General features: G+C 50.6%; 17 protein-coding genes. 4 read left to right on the forward strand and 13 right to left on the reverse strand.

What is annotated here, in order from left to right; genetic code table 11:
• Positions 1-23: 23 nt before the first annotated feature.
• From JSQ80_RS05030 to JSQ80_RS05065, 8 genes are all read right to left on the reverse strand, one after another.
• Positions 24-1,046 (reverse strand): zinc-dependent alcohol dehydrogenase, encoded by a 1,023-nt coding sequence (locus tag JSQ80_RS05030; protein WP_206094575.1) that lies wholly within the window; start codon positions 1,044-1,046, stop codon positions 24-26.
• Positions 1,047-1,090: 44 nt separating this feature from the next.
• Positions 1,091-1,900 (reverse strand): carbohydrate ABC transporter permease, encoded by an 810-nt coding sequence (locus JSQ80_RS05035; RefSeq protein WP_087434386.1) that lies wholly within the window; start codon positions 1,898-1,900, stop codon positions 1,091-1,093.
• 44 nt (positions 1,901-1,944) lie between these two features.
• Entirely contained in the window at positions 1,945-2,886 is a 942-nt protein-coding gene (locus JSQ80_RS05040; RefSeq protein ID WP_240463543.1) for a carbohydrate ABC transporter permease, read from the reverse strand.
• A gap of 100 nt (positions 2,887-2,986) precedes the next feature.
• Complete coding sequence (locus JSQ80_RS05045) at positions 2,987-4,315, reverse strand: ABC transporter substrate-binding protein (RefSeq protein WP_206094576.1); 1,329 nt, start codon at positions 4,313-4,315, stop codon at positions 2,987-2,989.
• 430 nt (positions 4,316-4,745) lie between these two features.
• The gene (locus tag JSQ80_RS05050) at positions 4,746-6,137 is read right to left on the reverse strand and encodes an extracellular solute-binding protein (protein WP_206094577.1); all 1,392 of its coding nucleotides are present in this window, start codon (positions 6,135-6,137) and stop codon (positions 4,746-4,748) included.
• A gap of 96 nt (positions 6,138-6,233) precedes the next feature.
• Positions 6,234-7,580 carry a helix-turn-helix domain-containing protein gene (locus JSQ80_RS05055; RefSeq protein WP_206094578.1) on the reverse strand — a complete coding sequence of 449 codons (1,347 nt, stop codon included), beginning with the start codon at positions 7,578-7,580 and terminating at the stop codon, positions 6,234-6,236.
• 40 nt (positions 7,581-7,620) lie between these two features.
• Positions 7,621-8,685, reverse strand: coding sequence for a dihydrodipicolinate synthase family protein (locus JSQ80_RS05060; RefSeq protein WP_206094579.1), 1,065 nt, complete (start codon positions 8,683-8,685; stop codon positions 7,621-7,623).
• Between the two features lies 1 nt (position 8,686).
• On the reverse strand, positions 8,687-9,703 hold the full coding sequence (locus tag JSQ80_RS05065) for an NAD-dependent epimerase/dehydratase family protein (protein WP_206094580.1): 1,017 nt from the start codon (positions 9,701-9,703) through the stop codon (positions 8,687-8,689).
• 428 nt (positions 9,704-10,131) lie between these two features.
• On the opposite strand from JSQ80_RS05065, the gene JSQ80_RS05070 reads away from it, so the two are divergent.
• Entirely contained in the window at positions 10,132-11,310 is a 1,179-nt protein-coding gene (locus tag JSQ80_RS05070) for an MFS transporter (RefSeq protein ID WP_418888869.1), read from the forward strand.
• A gap of 427 nt (positions 11,311-11,737) precedes the next feature.
• Here the strand turns inward: JSQ80_RS05070 and JSQ80_RS05075 are convergent, their stop codons facing one another.
• Positions 11,738-12,502: a TrmB family transcriptional regulator gene (locus tag JSQ80_RS05075; RefSeq protein ID WP_206094582.1), complete on the reverse strand. Its 765-nt coding sequence runs from the start codon at positions 12,500-12,502 to the stop codon at positions 11,738-11,740.
• Between the two features lie 250 nt (positions 12,503-12,752).
• Between JSQ80_RS05075 and JSQ80_RS05080 the strand changes: the two genes are divergently transcribed.
• Positions 12,753-13,157, forward strand: a complete 405-nt coding sequence (locus JSQ80_RS05080) for an NUDIX domain-containing protein (RefSeq protein WP_206094583.1) — start codon at positions 12,753-12,755, stop codon at positions 13,155-13,157.
• A gap of 53 nt (positions 13,158-13,210) precedes the next feature.
• On the opposite strand, the gene JSQ80_RS05085 is transcribed toward JSQ80_RS05080, so the two are convergent.
• Positions 13,211-14,461: a hypothetical protein gene (locus tag JSQ80_RS05085; RefSeq protein WP_206094584.1), complete on the reverse strand. Its 1,251-nt coding sequence runs from the start codon at positions 14,459-14,461 to the stop codon at positions 13,211-13,213.
• Positions 14,462-14,870: 409 nt separating this feature from the next.
• On the opposite strand from JSQ80_RS05085, the gene JSQ80_RS05090 reads away from it, so the two are divergent.
• On the forward strand, positions 14,871-15,806 hold the full coding sequence (locus JSQ80_RS05090; protein ID WP_206094585.1) for a helix-turn-helix transcriptional regulator: 936 nt from the start codon (positions 14,871-14,873) through the stop codon (positions 15,804-15,806).
• An 80-nt stretch (positions 15,807-15,886) separates the two neighbouring features.
• Positions 15,887-16,663 (forward strand): effector binding domain-containing protein, encoded by a 777-nt coding sequence (locus tag JSQ80_RS05095; protein WP_206094586.1) that lies wholly within the window; start codon positions 15,887-15,889, stop codon positions 16,661-16,663.
• Between the two features lie 781 nt (positions 16,664-17,444).
• On the opposite strand, the gene JSQ80_RS05100 is transcribed toward JSQ80_RS05095, so the two are convergent.
• The 3 genes from JSQ80_RS05100 to JSQ80_RS05110 form a co-directional block, all read right to left on the reverse strand.
• On the reverse strand, positions 17,445-17,612 hold the full coding sequence (locus JSQ80_RS05100; RefSeq protein ID WP_272491074.1) for an aspartyl-phosphate phosphatase Spo0E family protein: 168 nt from the start codon (positions 17,610-17,612) through the stop codon (positions 17,445-17,447).
• A 378-nt stretch (positions 17,613-17,990) separates the two neighbouring features.
• Positions 17,991-19,280: a helix-turn-helix domain-containing protein gene (locus tag JSQ80_RS05105; RefSeq protein ID WP_206094587.1), complete on the reverse strand. Its 1,290-nt coding sequence runs from the start codon at positions 19,278-19,280 to the stop codon at positions 17,991-17,993.
• A 143-nt stretch (positions 19,281-19,423) separates the two neighbouring features.
• Positions 19,424-19,921, reverse strand: a complete 498-nt coding sequence (locus JSQ80_RS05110) for a GNAT family N-acetyltransferase (protein ID WP_206094588.1) — start codon at positions 19,919-19,921, stop codon at positions 19,424-19,426.
• Positions 19,922-20,071: the final 150 nt, after the last annotated feature.

Genomic DNA, 20,071 nt, shown 5'->3' on the forward strand with positions numbered 1-20,071 from the left:
ATAATTGCAGTTGGAGACGCTCCTCATTCCGCTGCCGAAGAAGATGGCGGATACGACAGCACGATACCTACCGTATCGCGTGAAGTGGTCTTATAACGCTCATAGGCTGCCGCGGCTTCGTCCACCGGCATCTCGGCCGAGATGAGCGGCGCGACCTGGATTCGCTTCCCGGCGAGCAGGCGCACATATTCGCCCACATTCCTGCCTTCCGTCCAGCGCACATACCCTTTCGGATAATCGATGCCGTCCACTTCATACTCGCGCATGTACCTGCCTGGTCCGCCGGCGCGGGAGATTAAGATTTGCGCTTCCTTGGAGAACATCCGCTCCCGGTCGAATTCCATTTCCAAGTCTCCGACAATGACCACCTTGCCGCGATCCCGAACCCAAGTGAGCGCCTGATCGATCATCCCCGCCGCATTCCGTCCTGTGCACAAGAAGACGGTATCGACCCCATCACCGCCGGTGGCGTCTTGAATGGCTGCCTCGATCGCTGCCAGCGTCGCATGCGCGTCATCGATTCCGCACTGGCGCAGCACCTCGCAGCGTTCCGGCAGCAGATCATAGCCCAGCATATGATAGGACGCGGCGTTCCCGATTTGGCCTATCAACTGCCCCAATATGCCCAGGCCCACTACGACGGCCTGTTCGCCGAACTGGAGATTGGCCTGCCGCAGCGCGTGAATCGCAATCGCGCCCAAGCCCGCAAAGGCCGCCTCGCGCATCTCCACGTCAGCGGGAAGCGGCGCGAGCAAATGCTTCGGCACGGCGAGCAAGCCCGCATGCCGCACGAACGGTGCGCCGTAACACGCGACGCGCTGTCCCGCCTGCACATGAGTGACGCCCGCTCCCACTTCCCGCACAATGCCGGCGGCGCTGTAGCCGAGCGGGATCGGGCGGTCCGTTTGTTTCTTCGACATCATCATTTCCGTCCCCGGGCTGATGGCCGAGTATTCCGTATCAACCAAGACGAAGTTCTGCTTCACTTTCGGCTCGGGGAGGGTAACCGTCTTGATTTGCCCATCCAATGCTACAACCGATATCATGCTGATTCTCCCTTTCTTGTGCGGTATTGCGCTATCGCAAATTCTTAAGATTTAAGTCCCGTCATGGCGATGCCTTCCGTAAAGTAACGTTGGAAGAAAATGAAAATGAGGAACGTGGGCACGAATGAAATCGCGGAGCCGGCCATCTCAACCCCGAAATTCCCTTCCTTCGTCAAAATGGAGGCCAGCCCCACCGTAATCGGAAACATATCCTCGGACGTCATGAAGATGAGCGGCGTGAACAGATCGTTCCAGCAGCTAATGAAGGCAAACGTCCCGATCGTGGCAATCGCCGGCTTGGCGAGCGGCAGCATAATGCGGAAAAAAATCGTAAAATCACCCGCCCCGTCCATATAGGCCGCCTCCTCCAAATCCTTGGGAATGGTCATCATGAATTGCCGCACGAGAAACACGCCCATAATCGCCCACAGCTCCGGCACAATGATCGAAGCATACGTATTAATCCAGCCAAATTGGCTGAACATGACATATTTCGGAATAATGAGCAGCTGACCCGGAACCATGACGACCGCCATCATCGTCCAGAAGACGAATTCACGGCCGGGAAATTTCTTTTTGGCAAAAATGTAGCCAAGCACTGCCCCGAAAAAGATTTGTGCCAGAACAGGCACGATAGTAATGACCAATGAGTTCTTAATCCATTGCGTGAACGAGCTCTGGTTCATAATATAACTGAAGTTGTACAGCGTAGGATTGGTCGGAATCCAGAACAGCGGATCGGCTGTGGCCCTCTCTACCTTTTGCAGCGAGCCTAAAATCATCATCGCAAACGGGAAAAAGAAGATGATTCCGAGGATAGCGAGCATCAGGTATACAAATAGGCTCTTCTTCATTGAGATAGTCAAAGCAAGCTCCTCCTCCTGCCGTGACGGGCAGCTTAATAGTGCACATCTTTCCCCAAATATTTGCGCTGCACGAGCGAGATGGCGAAAATGATAAAGAACAATAGATAAGCAAGGACACTGGCATAGCCCAAGCGAAGCCCTGTGAAGCCTTCCTCGTATAAGTAATACACGAGAGTCGTCGTTGCGTAATTAGGCCCGCCGCCCGTAATCAAATACGCGGAATCGAATATTTGGAAAGAACCAATCGTCGTAATTATCGCCACGTAGAAATGGATCGGCAGCAGCAGCGGGAAGGTCACTCTCCAGAACGTTCGCCACTTTGAGGCCCCATCAATTTTGGCCGCTTCATATAGATGGCCCGGGATTGATTTCAAGCCTGCATAATAATAAACCATGGTGCTGCCGCTAACCTTGAACACGCTCAAGGCGGCCAATACAGGCAGCGCCTGCTTGGAATCGGAAAAGAACAATTGCGTATCGATGCCAATCCAGCTCAATATATAGTTGATCATCCCGTATTCCGTGCCTTTGAAGAGCCAAGCCCAAATACCGGAAATAATAACGAAGGACGTGACGACCGGGAGAAAATACAAGCCCTTAAAAAAGCCGGAAGCCTTCACGCCGGAGTTGACCAACAGCGCCAAGCCCAGTCCCATGCCCATCGTCGGCACAATATAATAAACGGAAAACAACACGGTATTCCAGATCGATTTCCAGGCAATCTCGTCTTGAAAAAAATAAGTCCAATTCGCCAGCCCCACATATTTCGGCGTGCCTATAATCGGCCAATCCATAAACGTCAGCACAAAGCTAAAGGCGAGCGGAACGATTTGAAAGATGAGAAAGTGGGCTAATATCGGAATCAAAAACACGTAGACGATCGCATTTTTCTTGAATTCCAGCCGGAATCGCGCGCCTAATGGCGGTTTGTGCCGCAGAATCAGCAGCTCGGCCTGATCATTCGCTTTTGACAACGTAATCACCTACGATCGCATGAATTAGTAATAAGGAGGCCACCGCAACCCTGCTTGCGATGAACCCCCACACCCTTAATGAATCAGCGCTTCAGCACTGCTACCCTTTGCTTTGCTCATCTTGAATGGCTTTGGCCGCCGCATCCGCTGCTTGCCGAGGCGTCTTCCCGCCTTCGAGCATAGCGGAGATTTCAGCTTGAATCTTGGGCATAATCGTTCTGGCGACCGGACTCATTACGCCTGGACGGGCATAAGCCGCCACCTCGAGGAACTTCTTCATGTCTTCCTCATTCTCATAGATGGAGGAAGCTGACTTGCGGGTAGGGATGTAATTGGCAAGCTTATTGAACGCCTTTTGCGTCTCCGTGTTGGTCAGCACTTTCACGAACTCTGCCGCCGCAGCTTTATTTTTGCTGTTTTTCGGCACCACGAACATGCCTACGGTGCCGAAGCTGGCCTCTGCCTTTCCCTTTAACGGCGGACCAAGCACATAGTCTCTGTTCTCCGTCTTCAACACGCTTAAAGTAACGCCCGCTCCCCATACCGACATCATTTTGCCGGACAAATATTCCGGGAACTGATCCTGATTGGATATGGAGTCCTTCGGAATCCACCCTTTGTCATACATATCTTTGATGAATTGGAAGGCGGCAACCCCTTCCGCATTGTTGATGATTACGTTCTGACTCTCGTCAACGACATCTCCGCCGAACTGCCACAGTACCGGATACAACGTCGAATTGCAGCAGGCCGCTCCCCCGTTGAAGTCCCGGGCATAGTATCCTTTGGCGGCGGCTTTCTCCGCCCAGACCTTATATTCATCCCACGTCTTCGGCACGTTCGCCGGGTCCTCGCCGATTTCCTTAACAATGTCAGGGTTGTAAAACATCATTTGCGCTTCTTGAAGGATAGGCAAACCGTATAGAGTCCCTTGGTACGTCCCCGCTTCCAAAGAACCAGGAGAAAAATCATCCATGTTGTTGTCTGCCAGATAAGGCATTAACGGCTCAAGCACGTCCTTGTCGGCAAATTGCGGAATCTGGTCGGGAAGCTGATAAAATACATCTGGACCATTGCCCGCCGCAAGGGCCGTCAATATTTTTTGCTCGCGGTTCTTCCACGGAATCTCTTCCAGCTTCACTTTGACATCGGGATGCTTCTCATTGAACGCTCCAATCGCTCCGTCAAACACCGCCTTCAGCTCATCCTTCTTCTCATCGGCAACATAGGGATGAATCCATACCGTAATATTGCCGGACAGCTTATTCCCGGCGGCTTCCTGCCCGGAATTGGCCTGTTCCCCAGCAGGGTTCGCTTCTCCGGCATCCGTTCCTTGACCTGAATTCGAGCCGCTTGGTCCGCATGCCGCGAGCAGTATCGACAGCGGCAATACAAGCGTCAACAGCAACATGCCCGTGCGTTTAACCATATCTAAGACCATCCCTTCTTTATATGCTAAACAAACTAGATAAGAACCAAAGCAAGCCTTTTACCCCCCCACTGTAAACATATGTAACGTCGTCATCACCCCCACAGCAATCAATGTGTTCTAAATAAACGACGATATAGCAAACGATTTATAGGACCACTTTAGTTCATATCTGGTGTATTTATAAGTTTACCCAGCCAAGAAAGCGCTGTCAATACTTTCCGTGTTAGCGACAATTTAAAGACAGCCCGCTGCGACACGATAGGTGATGTTCCCTCATCGTTGCCTTTCCCTGACGGAATGGGAGAATGGACGCAAGAAGCTTTGCGCGGAAGTTCGTCCAACAAAAAAATAACCCCAATACGTAAAAGTACCGGGGTTATTCGGATTCGTGGCGGTTCATGCAACGAGTCCAAGCGGCAAAACGCGCTCATTTTCCCGCTGACTCATCCAGCACCTGCTCCAGCCGGGAGCATAGCTCGTCTTCCTCTTCCATATGAGACCAATATAGCTTCATTTCGTTGCGCATCCGATCGATTTCATCCGTTCGCAGCCGCAGCTCGCTAAAAAAGCGGAACGACGGAATGATTTCACGGTACATCGAAAATCTGCCCGGGCGGGACAATATATCTGTGCCGTTCCATTCTGCCGCCTTCTTATGCGCGGGTATGCTGAACGTATGCTTGCGAATCGTTAATTGCGCCGGGTAGGAAAGCAAATAATCGACCAGTGTTTTGGCCGCCTCCTTCGCTTTCGATTTCCGGCCAATCATCAGCCCGATCGCGAGCAGCAATGTTTTCGCTTCGTTCAAGTAAGGCAAGGGCGCCACGTCGAACGAGAACTGGACATCCTTCAGATGGTTCAAGCTGAAATAGGTCGACATAATCATCGAGACCTTGCCTTGACGAAACAGATCTTCCGCATCCGCATCGCTTTCCGACATATAGTTAGGAAAAATATGCTGGCGCCCCAACAAATCGCGGGACAAGCGCACGCCCTCCATAAGCCGCGAGCCGCGCAGCCGGACGCGTCCTTGCTCGTCGCGCTCCACCACCGCTCCGCTCTGAAGCAGAAATACGGGCCAGCGGTTGGTGGACAGCAAATGAAAGTAAAATCCGTACCTGTCCTGCCCGCTGCCTAGCTGCGCAGCCGCCTCCATCAGATCGGACCAGCGCCAGCTGCTGTCCGGTTCGGCCATATCCTTCTCCGCAAAGTGATCCCGGTTGTAGCAAAGGATGACCGGAGAGAAAATAAGCGGCAGCGCCAATAAGTGATTTTGATAGCTGAAGCAATCTGATATAAAAGGATACTGTCCGGCAGGACTCTCGAGGGGTTCGAGCAAGTGATGATGCCCCGCATGAACGAACATTTGAAAATCGCTGTAATTTACGGTCGCGATATCAAGCATGTCCCCCTCCATATACTCCGACACCGTATCGCTGTAATTTTCATAAGGAAGGGGGATCATGCGCACCCGGATATGCGGATGCTTGAGTTGGAAGTCGGACAACAATGATTCCATTGCCGCCTCTTTGACTACCGATCTGTAGTATCCAAGCCGAAGCTCTACGGTTCCTTCATTGCCCGGGGTCATTACCCGGTTGCCGATGCGCGGCACTTTTTCGATCAATTGCTCGGATACGAGAATATCCAAGCCTTTGCGCACGGAATTTTTACTCAATTGAAACTGTTCGCCCAATGCTAATTCGGAGGGCAAATATTGTCCAACAGCACGTTTCCCGGTCACAATCTCTTCCCTTAGCACGGAGACCATTTCGTCCAGACGTTTTCTAAATGTGGTGCGGCTCGGTTTGCTTGTCATTCTATAATCCCCTTCACCCATAACTACTCCGACCTAGTATATATCTAGTTTACATAATAATGATATCGACATGTATAGAAAAAGTCAACGCTCGCCTCAGCGAACGAGACGGCTCAGAAATGACATCCGGTAAATTTGCCGGGGGCGGCCTTTATACCTGCCTTTCGTTTCACCGACGACGTTCACCAGCCCCGCATCAGACCATGCCAATAATAAGCGGTGCGCGCTTCGCACCGTCACACTCAACGTATCGGCGAGCTCCCGCGCATAGAAGTCGATCTGACCGCTCCGGGTAATATGCGCCACGAGCCGGCTCACATACACCGTCGTGCAGCCCGCCGCCGCAGCTTCTGCAAGAATGCCCGCATCAATCAGCGATAAATCGACTTCATGGGGCCGCGTCATCTCCAACGGCCCGATGACGCTCCGATCCTCGCGAAGGATGAACCCGATATTGCCGCCGGCATCCTTCGCATGGCGAAGCGCCATTCGAGCATGGACGCCTGCTTCATTCGCCGTCTTGCCGAACCCGATGCCGACACTCAGCGTCAAGCCGAACTGCCGCTCCAAATCTTTTGCAAGCGGAAGCGACTTATACCCTCCCGTTTGCTGCTCAAACACCCCCCGTGTCGTCATGAACAAATACTCATCACCGCTAAACGGCGTTAAATACCCTTCCAATGACTCCACATAGCCAAGCAGCGTGCGGTGAATGTCCAGCTTCAAGCGCTGCAGCTCATGCTCCAGCATTTTGCTCTCCGCCAGCCGCGCGAAGCCGTCGAGATGAATCATGCCAACCACAATTTGCCCTTCTTTGCTGCGGCGCGTCTCGGTCGCCAGAAGAGCCCGCTCCAATGCGACCACGACGTCCTGCTCGGTCGGCGCGATAAAAATATGGGGGACGCCCGCTTCCGCAAGCGCGTCGGCCACCCCATGAATCCCGGTCAGGGCCGCTGCCGTTTCCCCCCGGCTATAGTGGCGCTGATGGAAATCGATAACCTCTTCCAGCTCCGCTCCGATTGCGTCCCCGAAATACATCATTTCGGCCGGCTGCTCGTTCAGCTCCACGTTCGTTTTCGCCATATCCTTCTCGGTAACCGAATCGACAGAGAGCGCCGTCAAGCCGTATTGCTTGTTAAGCTGATAAAATGCCCGGAATAGTCCGCCCCCGGTAAGCGGGACGAAATGCGCCGGAATCGCGAACCGCTGCTCTTCGATTGCTTTTTTGTAAGGGAGAGGACCGGAAAACAAAATCACTTCCACCTGGTTCAGGCATCGCTCCACCAGCCTGGGCACTTCCGCTTCCTTGCTGTACGTTGCGATTACCGGAACAAATGACGGAAACCGCTTCACCGCCGCCTTCATAATCGGAATGACGGCTTCTGACCCAATCAATCCAATCGGAATGCCTTTGTCCAACAATCTTCGTGCCGTTTCCACCATGGATGCCCCTCCCCGATAAATGGATCATTCGAAACAACAGCTACGGCTTGAGCCAAGCCGATAAATGCTCGCCAACAAATTCGTCATCCGTCAAATGAGGATAGTCCCGGTAAATGCGGTCCAGTTCTTCCGCCTGCCCGGGCGACAATCCTTCTTCCTCATTCAAGCACCATATTCCGTCCAATAAGCCCTGTCTGAACAGCACTTCATGAATGCCGGCAATGCAGCCCTTGAATCCATTCGCCGTGTCGAACACTGCCGCGTTGGAATCGGTAACCTGCGCATTCAGCGTAAGCCACTCGCTGGATATCCGCTCGTGCTCGCAGGCATGCTTCACGCGCTCCAGCAATTCGACCGCCCGCTTCGTCCATACCGCCCAATGCCCGAGCATCCCGCCGACGATCCGTTTCTCGACCGGCTTGCCATCGACCATGAACCGGTACACGGTCAGCAAATCGTTGACGATATTGTCGTCATTGCCGGTATATAGCGCAATCTCGTCCTTGCGCCGGGAGTGGCACACCGCGCGCACGACGTCAATCGTCTGATAACGGTTGAACGGCGCCATTTTAATCGCCATCACGCCGGGGATATCTGCGAATTGCCGCCAGAAGTCATAGCTGAACACCCGTCCGCCGACAGACGGCTGCAAATAAAATCCGAATACAGGGATGATGTCCGCAATTGCCTTCACCCGTTCCAAATGATTCAATTCTGTCCAGCCTTCAAGTCCTCCCATGCTCACTAAGCCCATTTCATAGCCGAGGGATACGGCCAAGCGCGCTTCCGCAACCGCTTGATCCGTCGTGCCGCATATCCCCGCTACCTTCAGAAACGGGCGATTCAGTCCGGCCCGCTCCACCTCCTCCGCCGCGATCCGCAGCACCGGCTCATACAGGCCGGCAGCGCGAAGTTCGAATTGGGTGGAATGGACGCCGACAGCAATGCCTCCAGAGCCCGCTGCCATATAATACCGGGTAAGCGCCCGCTGCCTTGTCTCATCAAGCTTCCGTTCCGCCGTGAGCGCCAGCGGATGAGCCGGAATGACGACGCCTTCATGCAGCTTCTGCCGCTCCGCGGTTGATAACGGCCGATATGCAGCCATGCTAGTAATCCCCCTTTCTCTCTTGGAAATGAGTCGGCTTGTTCCATACTTCTCCGCCCTGCTCCAGCCACTCGGCAATCCAGTCGATCATTTGCATCAACGATACGCGCGGGTATCCGAACAATTGAAACGACTTCGCCGCGTTGCTCAGCAGCGCCGTATCCGCTTCCTTGCCTTCGATGATCGGCGGCAGCCCGAACCGCTGTCCGAATTGCTCCGCCGCCCAGCGCAATGATATCGTCTCCGGGCCTGTCACGTTAATCATGTTCGGGGGCGTGCTGCAGGCCAGCAGCGAGCGGATGGCGATTTCATTGGCATCCCCCTGCCAAATGCAATTCGCATGCCCCATGCTGATATCAATCGGACGCTTCTCCCGCACCGACTTCGCAATCTCAAGCAGAACGCCATAGCGCAGATCGATAGCATAGTTCAAACGATAGATGGCCATCGGTATGGAATGCGCCTTCGAGTAATATTCGAACACCCGCTCCCGCCCCAAGCAGGATTGCGCATACTCTCCGACAGGTCCCGTATCCGACTGCTCGCTGGCGCCGCCTTGGAGTACCGGGGTTAACGGATATACGTTCCCCGTCGAGAACACGACGAAGCGGGAATTACGGAATTTCTGCGCCACTTGCCCCGGTAGATAGGCGTTCATCGCCCACGTAAACCCTTCGTTGCCCTTCGTCCCGAATTTGTTGCCTGCCATGTAGATGACGTTCTTCACGTCCGGCAGTTGTTCGAGTCCGTTCGGATCGAGCAGGTCCGCTGCAATCGTTTTCACGCCGTCACGCGCCAATTGTTCCTTCAGACCCGCAGCGGAGAATCTCGATACGCCGTACACTTGCTTGTTCACTCCCGCCTTCCGGATCGCATTCATCGCCAAGCGCGCCAGACTCGGCCCCATCTTGCCGCCGACGCCCAGCAGCATAATATCCCCCTCGATATTGGCCATATCCTGAACCAGTGCATCTGACGGCTCCGCCAATTTTGCTTCAAGCTCTTCAATCGTTCTCATCCCATTTCCCTTCCTTCTGGTTTAATGGTGAAGCACCGTTCCTACTTTCATGTTAGGAGAGGGGAATGGATATAGACAAGTAGATTAAATTGTCTTTAAGTGCTGATGCTTAACATTATCCTAGCTAGATATAAACAAGTTATATACCAGATATACAACAACTTCAGCAACATATCAACCATTGTCAATTCATAAAACCAATAAGGAAGCTTACGTAAAGTAAATATATAAGCGATTATTAAGTTTATTCATAATTTATTTGGACTTTTATATGCTGGTTTAAATCTAGTTTTCAGACTGATAAGCTCGGTACAGAACCCGGCTATATAAAAGTGAATACGCCCAAAAAATAATTTTTTTGTTGCGCTCTGGTTATTTGGTTACTATAATAGTAGTAACTTTTCAACGTGAAGGAAGGAATGTTTCGTTTGGACTTTCGTGTATATATTTTAGCGCTGGCGGCCTTTGTCGTTGGTACCGTGGAATTGATTATCGGCGGGATTCTTGATCAGATTGCGTCCGATTTGCACATCTCCGTCAGTGCGGCAGGGCAGTTGATTACGATCTTCTCGATCGCCTTCGCCGTGTCTGCGCCGATATTGATGAACGTAACGGCAAGATTTGAACGCAAGAAGCTATACCTTGTCTTTTTATTCGTGTTTCTTATTTCCAATCTTATCGTCGCCTTCAGCTCGAATTATGTGACCTTGTTGGCGGCTAGAGCCTTGTCCGCATCAAGCGGTTCATTGCTTGTCGTCTTGTCCATCACGATCGCGTCGAAGCTCGTCCGGCCAGAATACAAAGGGCGCGCCATCGGCGTCATCTATATGGGCATCAGCGGTTCGCTCGTCTTGGGCGTTCCGATTGGCATGTTGATTGGCAATGCATACGGCTGGAGAGCGCCGTTTCTCTTCGTGGCGCTGCTTACGGCAGCGGCTATGGGCGGAATCTATGCCTTCTTGTCGAAGGTGCCGCCATCCGCGGTAACATCGCTTCGCATGCAAATGTCTTCGCTCAAGAACGCTAAGCTCGTCAGTGGCCACCTCATATCCTATTTGATGTTAACGGGGCATTTAACGATGTACGCCTATTTCACGCCGTACTTGCAGACGACCTTTCAGCTAAGTCCGGGGGCGACAAGCGTGGTCTACTTCCTGTTCGGCCTCGCGGCCGTATCTGGAGGCGGGCTTGGCGGATGGTTGGCGGATAAATGGGGAACGAGCCGCTCAATGCTGGTTATCGTATCGTGCTTCGCTCTGGCGATGTTCATTCTGCCTCTGGCCGCGCAAGTATCGTTCTATGTCTTTATGGCGGCGGTCATGCTCTGGAGCGCGCTCAGTTGGGCACTGTCTCCGGCGCAGCAGAGCTATCTCATGCAGACCGCACCCGAGACGTCCGACATTCAGCTCAGCTTGAATTCGTCTGTGCTGCATCTGGGCATAGCCAGCGGCTCCGTCGTCGGCGGTATCGTCATCGAACAAAGCTCCGTGGCTCATAATGCGTGGGTAGGCTGCATCTTTGTGGTGCTGGCGCTTGGGAGCGCGGTGTATTCCCTTACCCGCCCCGCTCTCGGCAAGCCGGCTGCTCCCGCCGCAATTGCAGAATAGATGAATATACCCGGGGCATCTGCCTCGGGTTTGTTTTTTCTTTGCCGCATACCTTCTGGCCTTATTGCGCAGCAAAAGTATGTCTTCGTCCAGCTCTTTGCTCCATTCTCCCCCTGCCTCAGGAAAAAAGCAATATAAATGCTCGCTTCCCTGCAACGTTTCGAATGGCCAGTATACTCTCCTAATCTGCAGCTTCGTGCTCGACTTGATTTTCATTGCAACAGTGTTCTTTATTTTCCATTTCATATCCATGATCATATCCAGGTGGCCTGCCGCTGCGCCGCTTCTGAGAGGTTGGGAGAGTGGGCAAATAGGCCAAACTATAGAACACCGCACCCCAGAATCCAAATTATCCGAACACCTTTACCCGCCTCACCACGCAAAAAACTCCCGCACGTTTCCGGCCTGTGCGAGAGTGTTCCCGATTTCAATAGCGCAGCTGCATAAGCAGCGACTTCATCTCCTCGTCCTGCATCAGCTCCGCATAATATTTTTGCGATATTTTGGCCAAGGCGACGTCATGATAGAAATACTCAATAAAAAACTTAACGAACGGTTGCGACCCTGTGCGCATCGCCTGCCAATCCCCGTTCTCCATCCCCGCGAACATGAGCTGTTCCGAATCGGCCACGATGAGCATGAACCGCTCCAGCGTCTGATGTTCCTCCGTCGGGGCAAGTGTATGCAGCTTCGATACCTTTGCCTGCGGCACGTCCATTCCCGTGACAAACGCCTCGACGCGGACGCCCTCCCGCTCCTTCCGTTCCAGCAGCGGAACGCATTCCTTGAACACATCGCTCCACATCGAGACGATGATGGAGTCCGATGCCTCTTCGATCAATAGCTTGCAGTACGCCTCGATGGAGGTATCCGACTTCAAGCTCCACACTTGGTTATCGGCATATTTTTTGCGTTTGTTCATCTGCTTCAACTGCTCGATGCTGTGCTCGAATTCCTTGGACAGCTTGTCGATTACGACCTGCAGCGGCAGCGCCAGATATGTTTTTTTCTTGTCGGAAATGGAGTCTGAGACCAGCCCTTTATCGCTCAACCTCGACAGAACTTCATAGATCTTCGCCTTCGGCACGCCCGAGTGCTTCACCACGGTCGAGGCATCCAACGGGCCTTCACTGGCAACCAACGTTTCGTATACTTTGCTCTCATATTGCGAGAATCCGAATTTTTGAAGCATTGCTCCTCCTTCTGTTCCTTATCCTTGCATCCGTTTCGGAACGTTGTTCCGCGTCGCGTTACGACTATCTTACTCCAGCCGCCGGGAAATGAAAAGCTCATCCCTTAATCCTGTCCACCTTCTCCCAAAATGAATTATAATGAACTAGACAGAAGGAGTGGATATGATGACTCAGATGAATCGCCAACGGACCGTAGGAATCGTTCTCTTTGATGATGTGGAAAATTGAATAGATGGGAGATAGATAACGTTGAATTCTCAACCTAGAGTCGGCGTGGGAGCCGTCATCATTAACGATTCGAACGAAATTTTGCTCGTCCTGCGGGCCCGTCATCCAGAGAAGGATAGATGGAGCATTCCCGGGGGCAAGGTTGACTTGTACGAAACGTTGGAGGATACCGTCGTCCGTGAAGTAATGGAGGAAGTCGGGCTTCAAGTGGAGGTGCAGCGGCTGCTCTGTACAGCGGAAACGATTGACGCGGGGCGGGGGGATCATTGGATATCCGTCATCTACGAGACCAGAGCCGCCGCGGGCGAAGCCCGCAATATGGAGGAAGGCGGGGCGCTTCAGGAAGTAAAGTGGTTCCCTCTGAATCAATTGCCGCCGAACCTGGCTTCCTTTACCGTGCCAGCCATCGATGCCCTGCGCTCGTAATCGGATAACCTGGAAAAAGGCCAGAAACGCTCGCAGTTTCTGGCCTGCTCGATTCAACGTATCGTTTTTTCATTGAACTTTCCAGAGAAGAAGTGATAACCACCGCGCCAGGCAAATGTTTCACCCTTCTTCAGTTCCGGCGCAGTATCCACAATCTGCAAAAAGTACGTTTTCCCATAATCTTGCGTAAAGACAATCGGACGCAGATCCGCTAGATACTGTAATTTGCCCAGGCCGTAATCGCGATCGAGCCAGGCGAGCAAATGATGCCGTCCCGCTTCCTGTTTGCCGGAGCGAAGCAAATAGTTGTCTATATCCGGGTGCTCCGCTTTCGTTCCGGAATCGCTATAGCCTGCGGCTGAACTCCGGGCCACCAGCTTACACCCGGCATAATAACGTATCTCGTCATTCCAAGCGCCATTGACCGTCTGCAGCCCGTAATATTTGTATATGGTCACGTCTTCCAAGGCTTCAATATCGTTATTTACCTGAACCTGGCCGCCTGCAATATTGTAGGTTACCGTTTCTTTCAATATTTCACGGCCGCTGCCGTCCTGCTGCTTCGTATTGTATCCTTGAATATAGTTAACCACTTGAATCGTCACCTTGCTGTTCGGAATCACTTGGCCGTCTTCGACTTCCACTCCATCGGCCCACACTTTATATTGAACTGTTCTTGCTGTAGGGGAACTGTTTATGCCCCCGTCATAGTTGTGATTTCCCCCTGTAAAATCTTGCCCGTTCGGGTTGCCGGACTCATTCGCCTTTACGATATAAGGCCCAATCCAATCCGATCCTTCTCCCTGCAGCACGGTCGACGCCCGATTCAAATCCGGACTGATCTCCTTGCCCTCGTTCGGGCTTAGCCGCCATTCATAAAAGCTGTGCAGCTTATTCGCCCCGAAATGATCGAACACGAGCCACATATCGTAGCGATCATTGTACTTGTGAGCCACTTTAATGTTGCTTCCATCCTTAACTACGTATTGCTTTTCACCCTGCAAAGGTTCGCGAATGACAGGATTGTTTAATCGTGAGTCAACTTCAATATTAGAATCCGCTCCTTTCAATTGGTTGAATCGCCATGACGACACTTCCACAACCTTGGATTCCGCCTCGATATTTCCCACTGTCGCCCGAATGACGGCTTTACCGGTCCGTAGCGCTCCGGCTACCCAACTTGAAGCGTGATTTGATTTTTCATCATTTTTGGGGAAGTAGTCGGCAAAAGCAGGCGCGGATAAAACAGTTGTCATCAGAAATGCAGCCATCAGCAAGCTTAAACCTTGTTTCCATATCCTCATTCACAATTTCACTCCTTTATATCCCAATGTAAATAAAGCGTTTTCACAAGTGATTATAAAACCTCCCCTCTGCGCAGCTTACTTGCGTGTTTGAGCATGGTGGAATATACTTCCTTTTCATTATATTTAAAAGGTTATATTATTCAATAACAACTGCATCAACTTTCTTAAATGATTCGAAAGAATTATGCGTCTCCATCCCTATACCTATAAGCGTCGAAAATCATCATAACTTACCGCACACACTCGACCTATTATCCAGACCAACGCCCGCGTGCAGTAATGTATTATATTGGCCTCGCTCGATCCTTTGGTATAACATAACTTAGTAACAACGATTCCCGCATCGCTTGACAGCGTATAACCTGATCAAACGTTAACATTCTAAGGAAAACCGGAGTGATAAGAAATGAAAATCGATCGCCTGTTGTCCATCGTCATTCTGCTCATTAACCGGAAGATGGTGCAAGCGAAGGAGCTCGCCGACATGTTCGAGGTGTCGGTGCGCACCATTTACCGCGATATCGAGGCCATCAATCAGGCTGGCATTCCGATTGTCACCTTTCAGGGGGCGAACGGCGGCATCGGGCTGGCGGAAGGCTACCGGCTCGATCGCAATCTGTTGACGAACGACGAGCTGGCCGCTCTCGTCACGGCGCTGCAGAGCATCTCCTCCTCCTACCGCAGCCAGGAGAACGACATGCTGCTGGAGAAGATCAGCAGCATTGTCCCGCCTGCCGATTCGGAGCAGTTCAATATTAAGACGAAGCAGTTCATGGTTGATTTCTCGCCGTGGGGCAACCATAGCCGGACTGAGGAGAAGCTGGTGAAGCTGAAGCAAGCCATCGAGCAGCAGCAGCCAGTGACCTTCACCTATTGCAGCGCGGACGGCAAAGTGACGGCACGCTGTGTCGAACCGTATACACTGGTATTGAAGCGGCAGCGATGGTACTTGTACGGCTACTGTACGCTGCGCGAGCAGTTTCGATTTTTCAAGCTGTTCCGCATCAAGGATATGGTGACGGAAGCGCGTCAATTCGAGCGCCAGGATATACCAATCAATCAGCTTCCATGGGAACGGGACTGGAATGCGCCGCATCAGACTGTTCGAATCGTTCTGCGCTTTGAACCGAACGTAAAGCATCTTGCCGAGGAATGGTTCGGCATCGAAGAACTGCAGGAAGACGAGGAAGGCAAATTCGTCGTATCCGTCCCCTTTCCCGAGGACAACTGGCTGTATGGCTTTATTCTCAGCTTCGGCGAAGGGGTGGAGGTTATCGAACCGGAGCATATTCGCAGCAAGATTCGCAGCATTGCCTCCCGCATTGCCGCGAAATACAAGTAAATTATTTATTTTAAACCTGACAGAAGGTTGTCAAGTTCGCGCTTGTATACTGAAGACAAAACGAAACAGGAGTGATTCCAATGACTCAGCAACAACTGCAACGCGAATGCCAAAGCTGCGGGATGCCGCTGCAAACCGAGGAGCAGCTCGGAACCGACAAGGACAACAATAAAGTACAGGATTATTGCATTCATTGCTACGCAAACGGCGAGTTTGCGCAGCCGGACATGACACTGGAAGAAATGATTGACCTCTGCGTGCCATTCATCGTGGAGAATGGCATGGAAGAGCAAGCCGCCCGCACGATGCTCCAGGGATACCTGCCCAATCTGAAGCGCTGGGCCGCCGAACACGGCAATGATACACCGTCCTTGCAACCGGTCGCAATTGTGGAGCGGGAGGAACTGAAGCTTATCGGCGTTGCCGCGCGCACGACGAATGCGCGGGAATTCACGCCGGAAGGAGTTATACCTCAGCTATGGGGGCAGTTCTGGCAGGATCAGGTGCAAGCGAAGATTCCGAATCCGGCTGAACCGGGCGTTATCTATGGCTGCTATCACGATTATGAGAACGGCGCCATAGGCGAATACTCGATTCTCATCGGTTCTAGCGCAAGCTCGCTTGATTCCGTTCCGGAAGGCCTGACTGCCACAATCGTACCCGCGGCTAAGTACGCCGTGTTCACCACCGAGCGCGGCCCGTTCGCCAAGGTCGTCGCCGAAGCGTGGCAAGGGATCTGGAAATGGTCCGCAACCTCTGGCATGAAGCGCGCATTCACGGGCGACTTCGAGCGCTATGATGAGCGGAGCATGAACCCAGAAGACGCGCAGATCGACATTTATATCGCGATTCAATAACAATATATATGTAAGGCACCGGGGCGGCTCCCGGTGCCTTGTTCTTCATAATGTCTCCAACTGCAATTGTACATTTGAAATTTCCCTTGTTAGCTCTTTCATCACCCTGGACTGCAATCGTGCAGATCTTTTCCATATAACCGCACAAATAATGGTAAACAATTGGTATTATACTGCACATTTGCAGTTCAAACACCGACAAGGACGGGATTTCTTTGAAACAACTGCTCAAATGCAGTTCATCGCCTCCTCTAGTACAGGCTCGTTATCCGAGACTCATGCAGCAAAAACAATGTTTGTGTCTATTTTGGACGACAAAAAAAGAAGACCATTTATGGCCTATCCTGAAGCTGTGACCTGTTAAAAAGGTCACAGCTTCAACCCTTGGTATCTTTCGTCTGCTTAGCCTGTAACTGCTTTTTCAGGAGCATTTATTTGCTCGATTTCTTTCGTTTTCTTTGCCGTTGAATAAGCACAATTAATCCTACTGTTAAGAGCAAAGACTGATTGCGCGTATCCATGGCTCCAAACAATGCATAATAATACGAGATTAGAACTCCAACTATTGCGATTCCAATAAGGACATAGTCCCTGAATATGAGATTCTTTCTAAAAATGAAGTGAACCCCCAAAACAACCATTAAAGCGTACAACGTGAGAAAGAACAGGATAATAAACATGGACCCAGCTATACTAAGTTCCATTACCTCCCCCTCCTTTACGAACCGCCCTATCCCCATATTTTATTGTTAAATACTAGGGCGGTTTGCAAATTGAGCATTCAAATGAACTCTTCACTCCCCAGCTTTTTGTTCCTTCGTTTTTCAAATTCCACAAGATAAAAATCCAACTGTTGACTTAGCCTGACAATCTCCACATCTGTGAAACTTTTCTTCTCAGCCACCGCTTGTATCAATTGCCGACGGACACTTTCTATTTGATCAAGCAAGTCGTCACGTTTTTCATAACAAAAGTAAAAAGGCTCAATTGCCGGGACACCCTTTCGTAATTAATGACAGTGTATGATGGGGATCGCCTCATCCATAAACTGTATCTTTGACTTGATTATAGATGTCGTTGGGCAAAAATACCTTTTTTATGTTTTTTTATGCAACTATTTAGTCGTATCATTATCATATATACAAAAAAGGACGCCCAAAAGGCGTCCTTTTGTCCCAACAATATTCTGCTCATATGACTATCATTTCGGTACAATCCACGGAGCTGTGTAAGTAACAATGTCTGTAATTATCCATGGGGCAGTTAAAGCGGCAAGGAAAAGAATCGGTAATTTTGACCTAAGCTTTTTCATATATACCAATCCTTTCTAATAATTTTTGTTGATAACCTGCATGTACATTGAGTTTATCTTTTTTACAAGTTCCACGTCTAAACGTGCTGCACCCTTAATAATTGCTTGATTGATCAAGGTAATGCCTTCAAAAGCATTGTCATACAACCCTATTCTCATGTATTCTACAACACTCTTAAGGTAATAATCAAAAGCTCTATCTACACTGTCTTCTTCCAAAAGAACATTTCCAACTAATTGATAAAAATAAGCTAACTTCGCTCTTTTGTCAGGTGTCGTACGAGTGTCTTGCAGTGAGTTTTCCATTTCTTCTTCATATTGAAGCAACTGTAATGCAGAGCTTGGGTCATTCACTCGTATGTATAAGCTGCATAATTCGGAGACGACATATACCAAATTGTATTCGGAAGAGTGTTTTAAATACTCATTTAATTGATGCAGGCATAATTTGATGTCTCCTGTTTTTACGCTAACAAATCCTTTGAACAACTCTGAATTTTCAACTGCACAGGGTAAATCAAATTTTTTGTATTCTTCCAGATATTGTTCACTTTCTTCAAACCTCTTCAGATTGTAATAACAAAAGATGATGTTGTTAATTGCGTATGGCTTGTATTTCCCTGTATCATTCTTTATGACAAATTCACTAAATTTTATAGACTCATCGTAGAGCATAAGGCTGTATGCATGAACAGCTAAACTATAATGAGCTATTATTTTTTCCCTCTCATTAAGAAAATTGGCGTAATCCAATGTGTATTTACCGGATTGATATGTTTCGTTTAATTTACTGAAATCATTTCGTTCAATCATGTATTTCCGGTACAATCCCTTGGCAATATAGGGCATAATTCCATGCGCGCGCGAGTAGTCGATGATGAGGTTGAACAAAGATAATTGAATGGAGGTATCCTCTATGGAGTCTGTCGTTTGGTACAACTTCTCAACCAAGTCCAAGCTGTCTTCATTCGATGATTCGAGAAACTTGGCGGCTATCTTGGTTACTAAAGATGCGTTGCTTGGCGCTTCGAGCGCTTTTTGCAAAAATGAGAAAACCACATCTGATTTGTGCCCAATCTCGATGTACAGTTCTACGATGTCGTCACTGGGGATGTCTAATTCAGCAGCAATGGATTGAATAATGTTAAAATCGGGGCGCTTAACCTCCCCGTTCTCAATCCGCGACAAGCTGCTCTTATCGATGCCGATAAGCTCCTGGAGCTTAGACAAACTAATGTCTTTTTTCTGGCGATAACACTGTATTAGTTCCCCGAGTGTTGCAGGCTTCGCAGCAACGGCACTCACAAACTCACCTTCCTTTGTCTTGCATGTAATTGACCACCTATATATTACCATCTTTATCATGATATGAAAACAGCGCTTATGCATGAACCGATTGATATCATGGATTTCAGTCAAATAATACATTCATGAAAGCGTTCAAGGCGCTAATCATCCCGCGCATGATCCCCTTGCAATTCCTTCTTCATCCTTATATTCGTGAGCATAACGCCCTTCCGTTCCACGCTCTGGGTACGAATTACCGCATACCCTTGCTTCTCGAAGAATGGTCTCGCGGTCAAGCTTGCATCGGTATGCGCCATTCGGATGCCCGCGCTACCCGCATCCCGTTCAAGAGCGGCAACGAGAGCCGAAGCAACGCCCTGCCCTTGATAATCTTTATGCACATACAACCGATCCAAATAACCTTCCGTTGTCATGTCCCCGAACCCGACGATGTCACCCCCGCATTCGGCAACGTATGCGAATCGATCGCGGAACGAGCTTAGCCACTGCCGCGCTCGCGCCTCTTGCTCAGCCTTCGGCGCCCAAGCCTCAAGCTGGGCCTTGGAATAATCGCGCGCATTTATCGTATGAACGGTGTCATAGAACAGCTCCACCATCTGCCGCACATCCGGCGGACGGAATTCACGGATCGTTATCATTGGAATCCTCCTTGCGTGAACGACGATGGGCCGCAGGTTGCTGCACCCCCGGCCCGTCTCATTCATTGTTTTGTGATGTGTCTAATCCATGCGCGGCATTATCATCTCATGCAGTATGAGCAACAGGCAGAATAAAGAGCGTCGCAACGC

Origin of the sequence: Paenibacillus apiarius, from assembly GCF_017052585.1 — a bacterium.
GTDB lineage: Bacteria > Bacillota > Bacilli > Paenibacillales > Paenibacillaceae > Paenibacillus_B > Paenibacillus_B apiarius.

Coding starts and splice junctions, on each gene's coding strand:
- JSQ80_RS05030 (WP_206094575.1), bottom strand. CDS start 1,046: ATGATATCGGTTGTAGCATTGGATGGGCAAATCAAGACGGTTACCCTC.
- JSQ80_RS05035 (WP_087434386.1), bottom strand. CDS start 1,900: ATGAAGAAGAGCCTATTTGTATACCTGATGCTCGCTATCCTCGGAATC.
- JSQ80_RS05045 (WP_206094576.1), bottom strand. CDS start 4,315: ATGGTTAAACGCACGGGCATGTTGCTGTTGACGCTTGTATTGCCGCTG.
- JSQ80_RS05050 (WP_206094577.1), bottom strand. CDS start 6,137: ATGACAAGCAAACCGAGCCGCACCACATTTAGAAAACGTCTGGACGAA.
- JSQ80_RS05055 (WP_206094578.1), bottom strand. CDS start 7,580: ATGGTGGAAACGGCACGAAGATTGTTGGACAAAGGCATTCCGATTGGA.
- JSQ80_RS05060 (WP_206094579.1), bottom strand. CDS start 8,685: ATGGCTGCATATCGGCCGTTATCAACCGCGGAGCGGCAGAAGCTGCAT.
- JSQ80_RS05065 (WP_206094580.1), bottom strand. CDS start 9,703: ATGAGAACGATTGAAGAGCTTGAAGCAAAATTGGCGGAGCCGTCAGAT.
- JSQ80_RS05075 (WP_206094582.1), bottom strand. CDS start 12,502: ATGCTTCAAAAATTCGGATTCTCGCAATATGAGAGCAAAGTATACGAA.
- JSQ80_RS05085 (WP_206094584.1), bottom strand. CDS start 14,461: ATGAGGATATGGAAACAAGGTTTAAGCTTGCTGATGGCTGCATTTCTG.
- JSQ80_RS05090 (WP_206094585.1), top strand. CDS start 14,871: ATGAAAATCGATCGCCTGTTGTCCATCGTCATTCTGCTCATTAACCGG.
- JSQ80_RS05095 (WP_206094586.1), top strand. CDS start 15,887: ATGACTCAGCAACAACTGCAACGCGAATGCCAAAGCTGCGGGATGCCG.
- JSQ80_RS05110 (WP_206094588.1), bottom strand. CDS start 19,921: ATGATAACGATCCGTGAATTCCGTCCGCCGGATGTGCGGCAGATGGTG.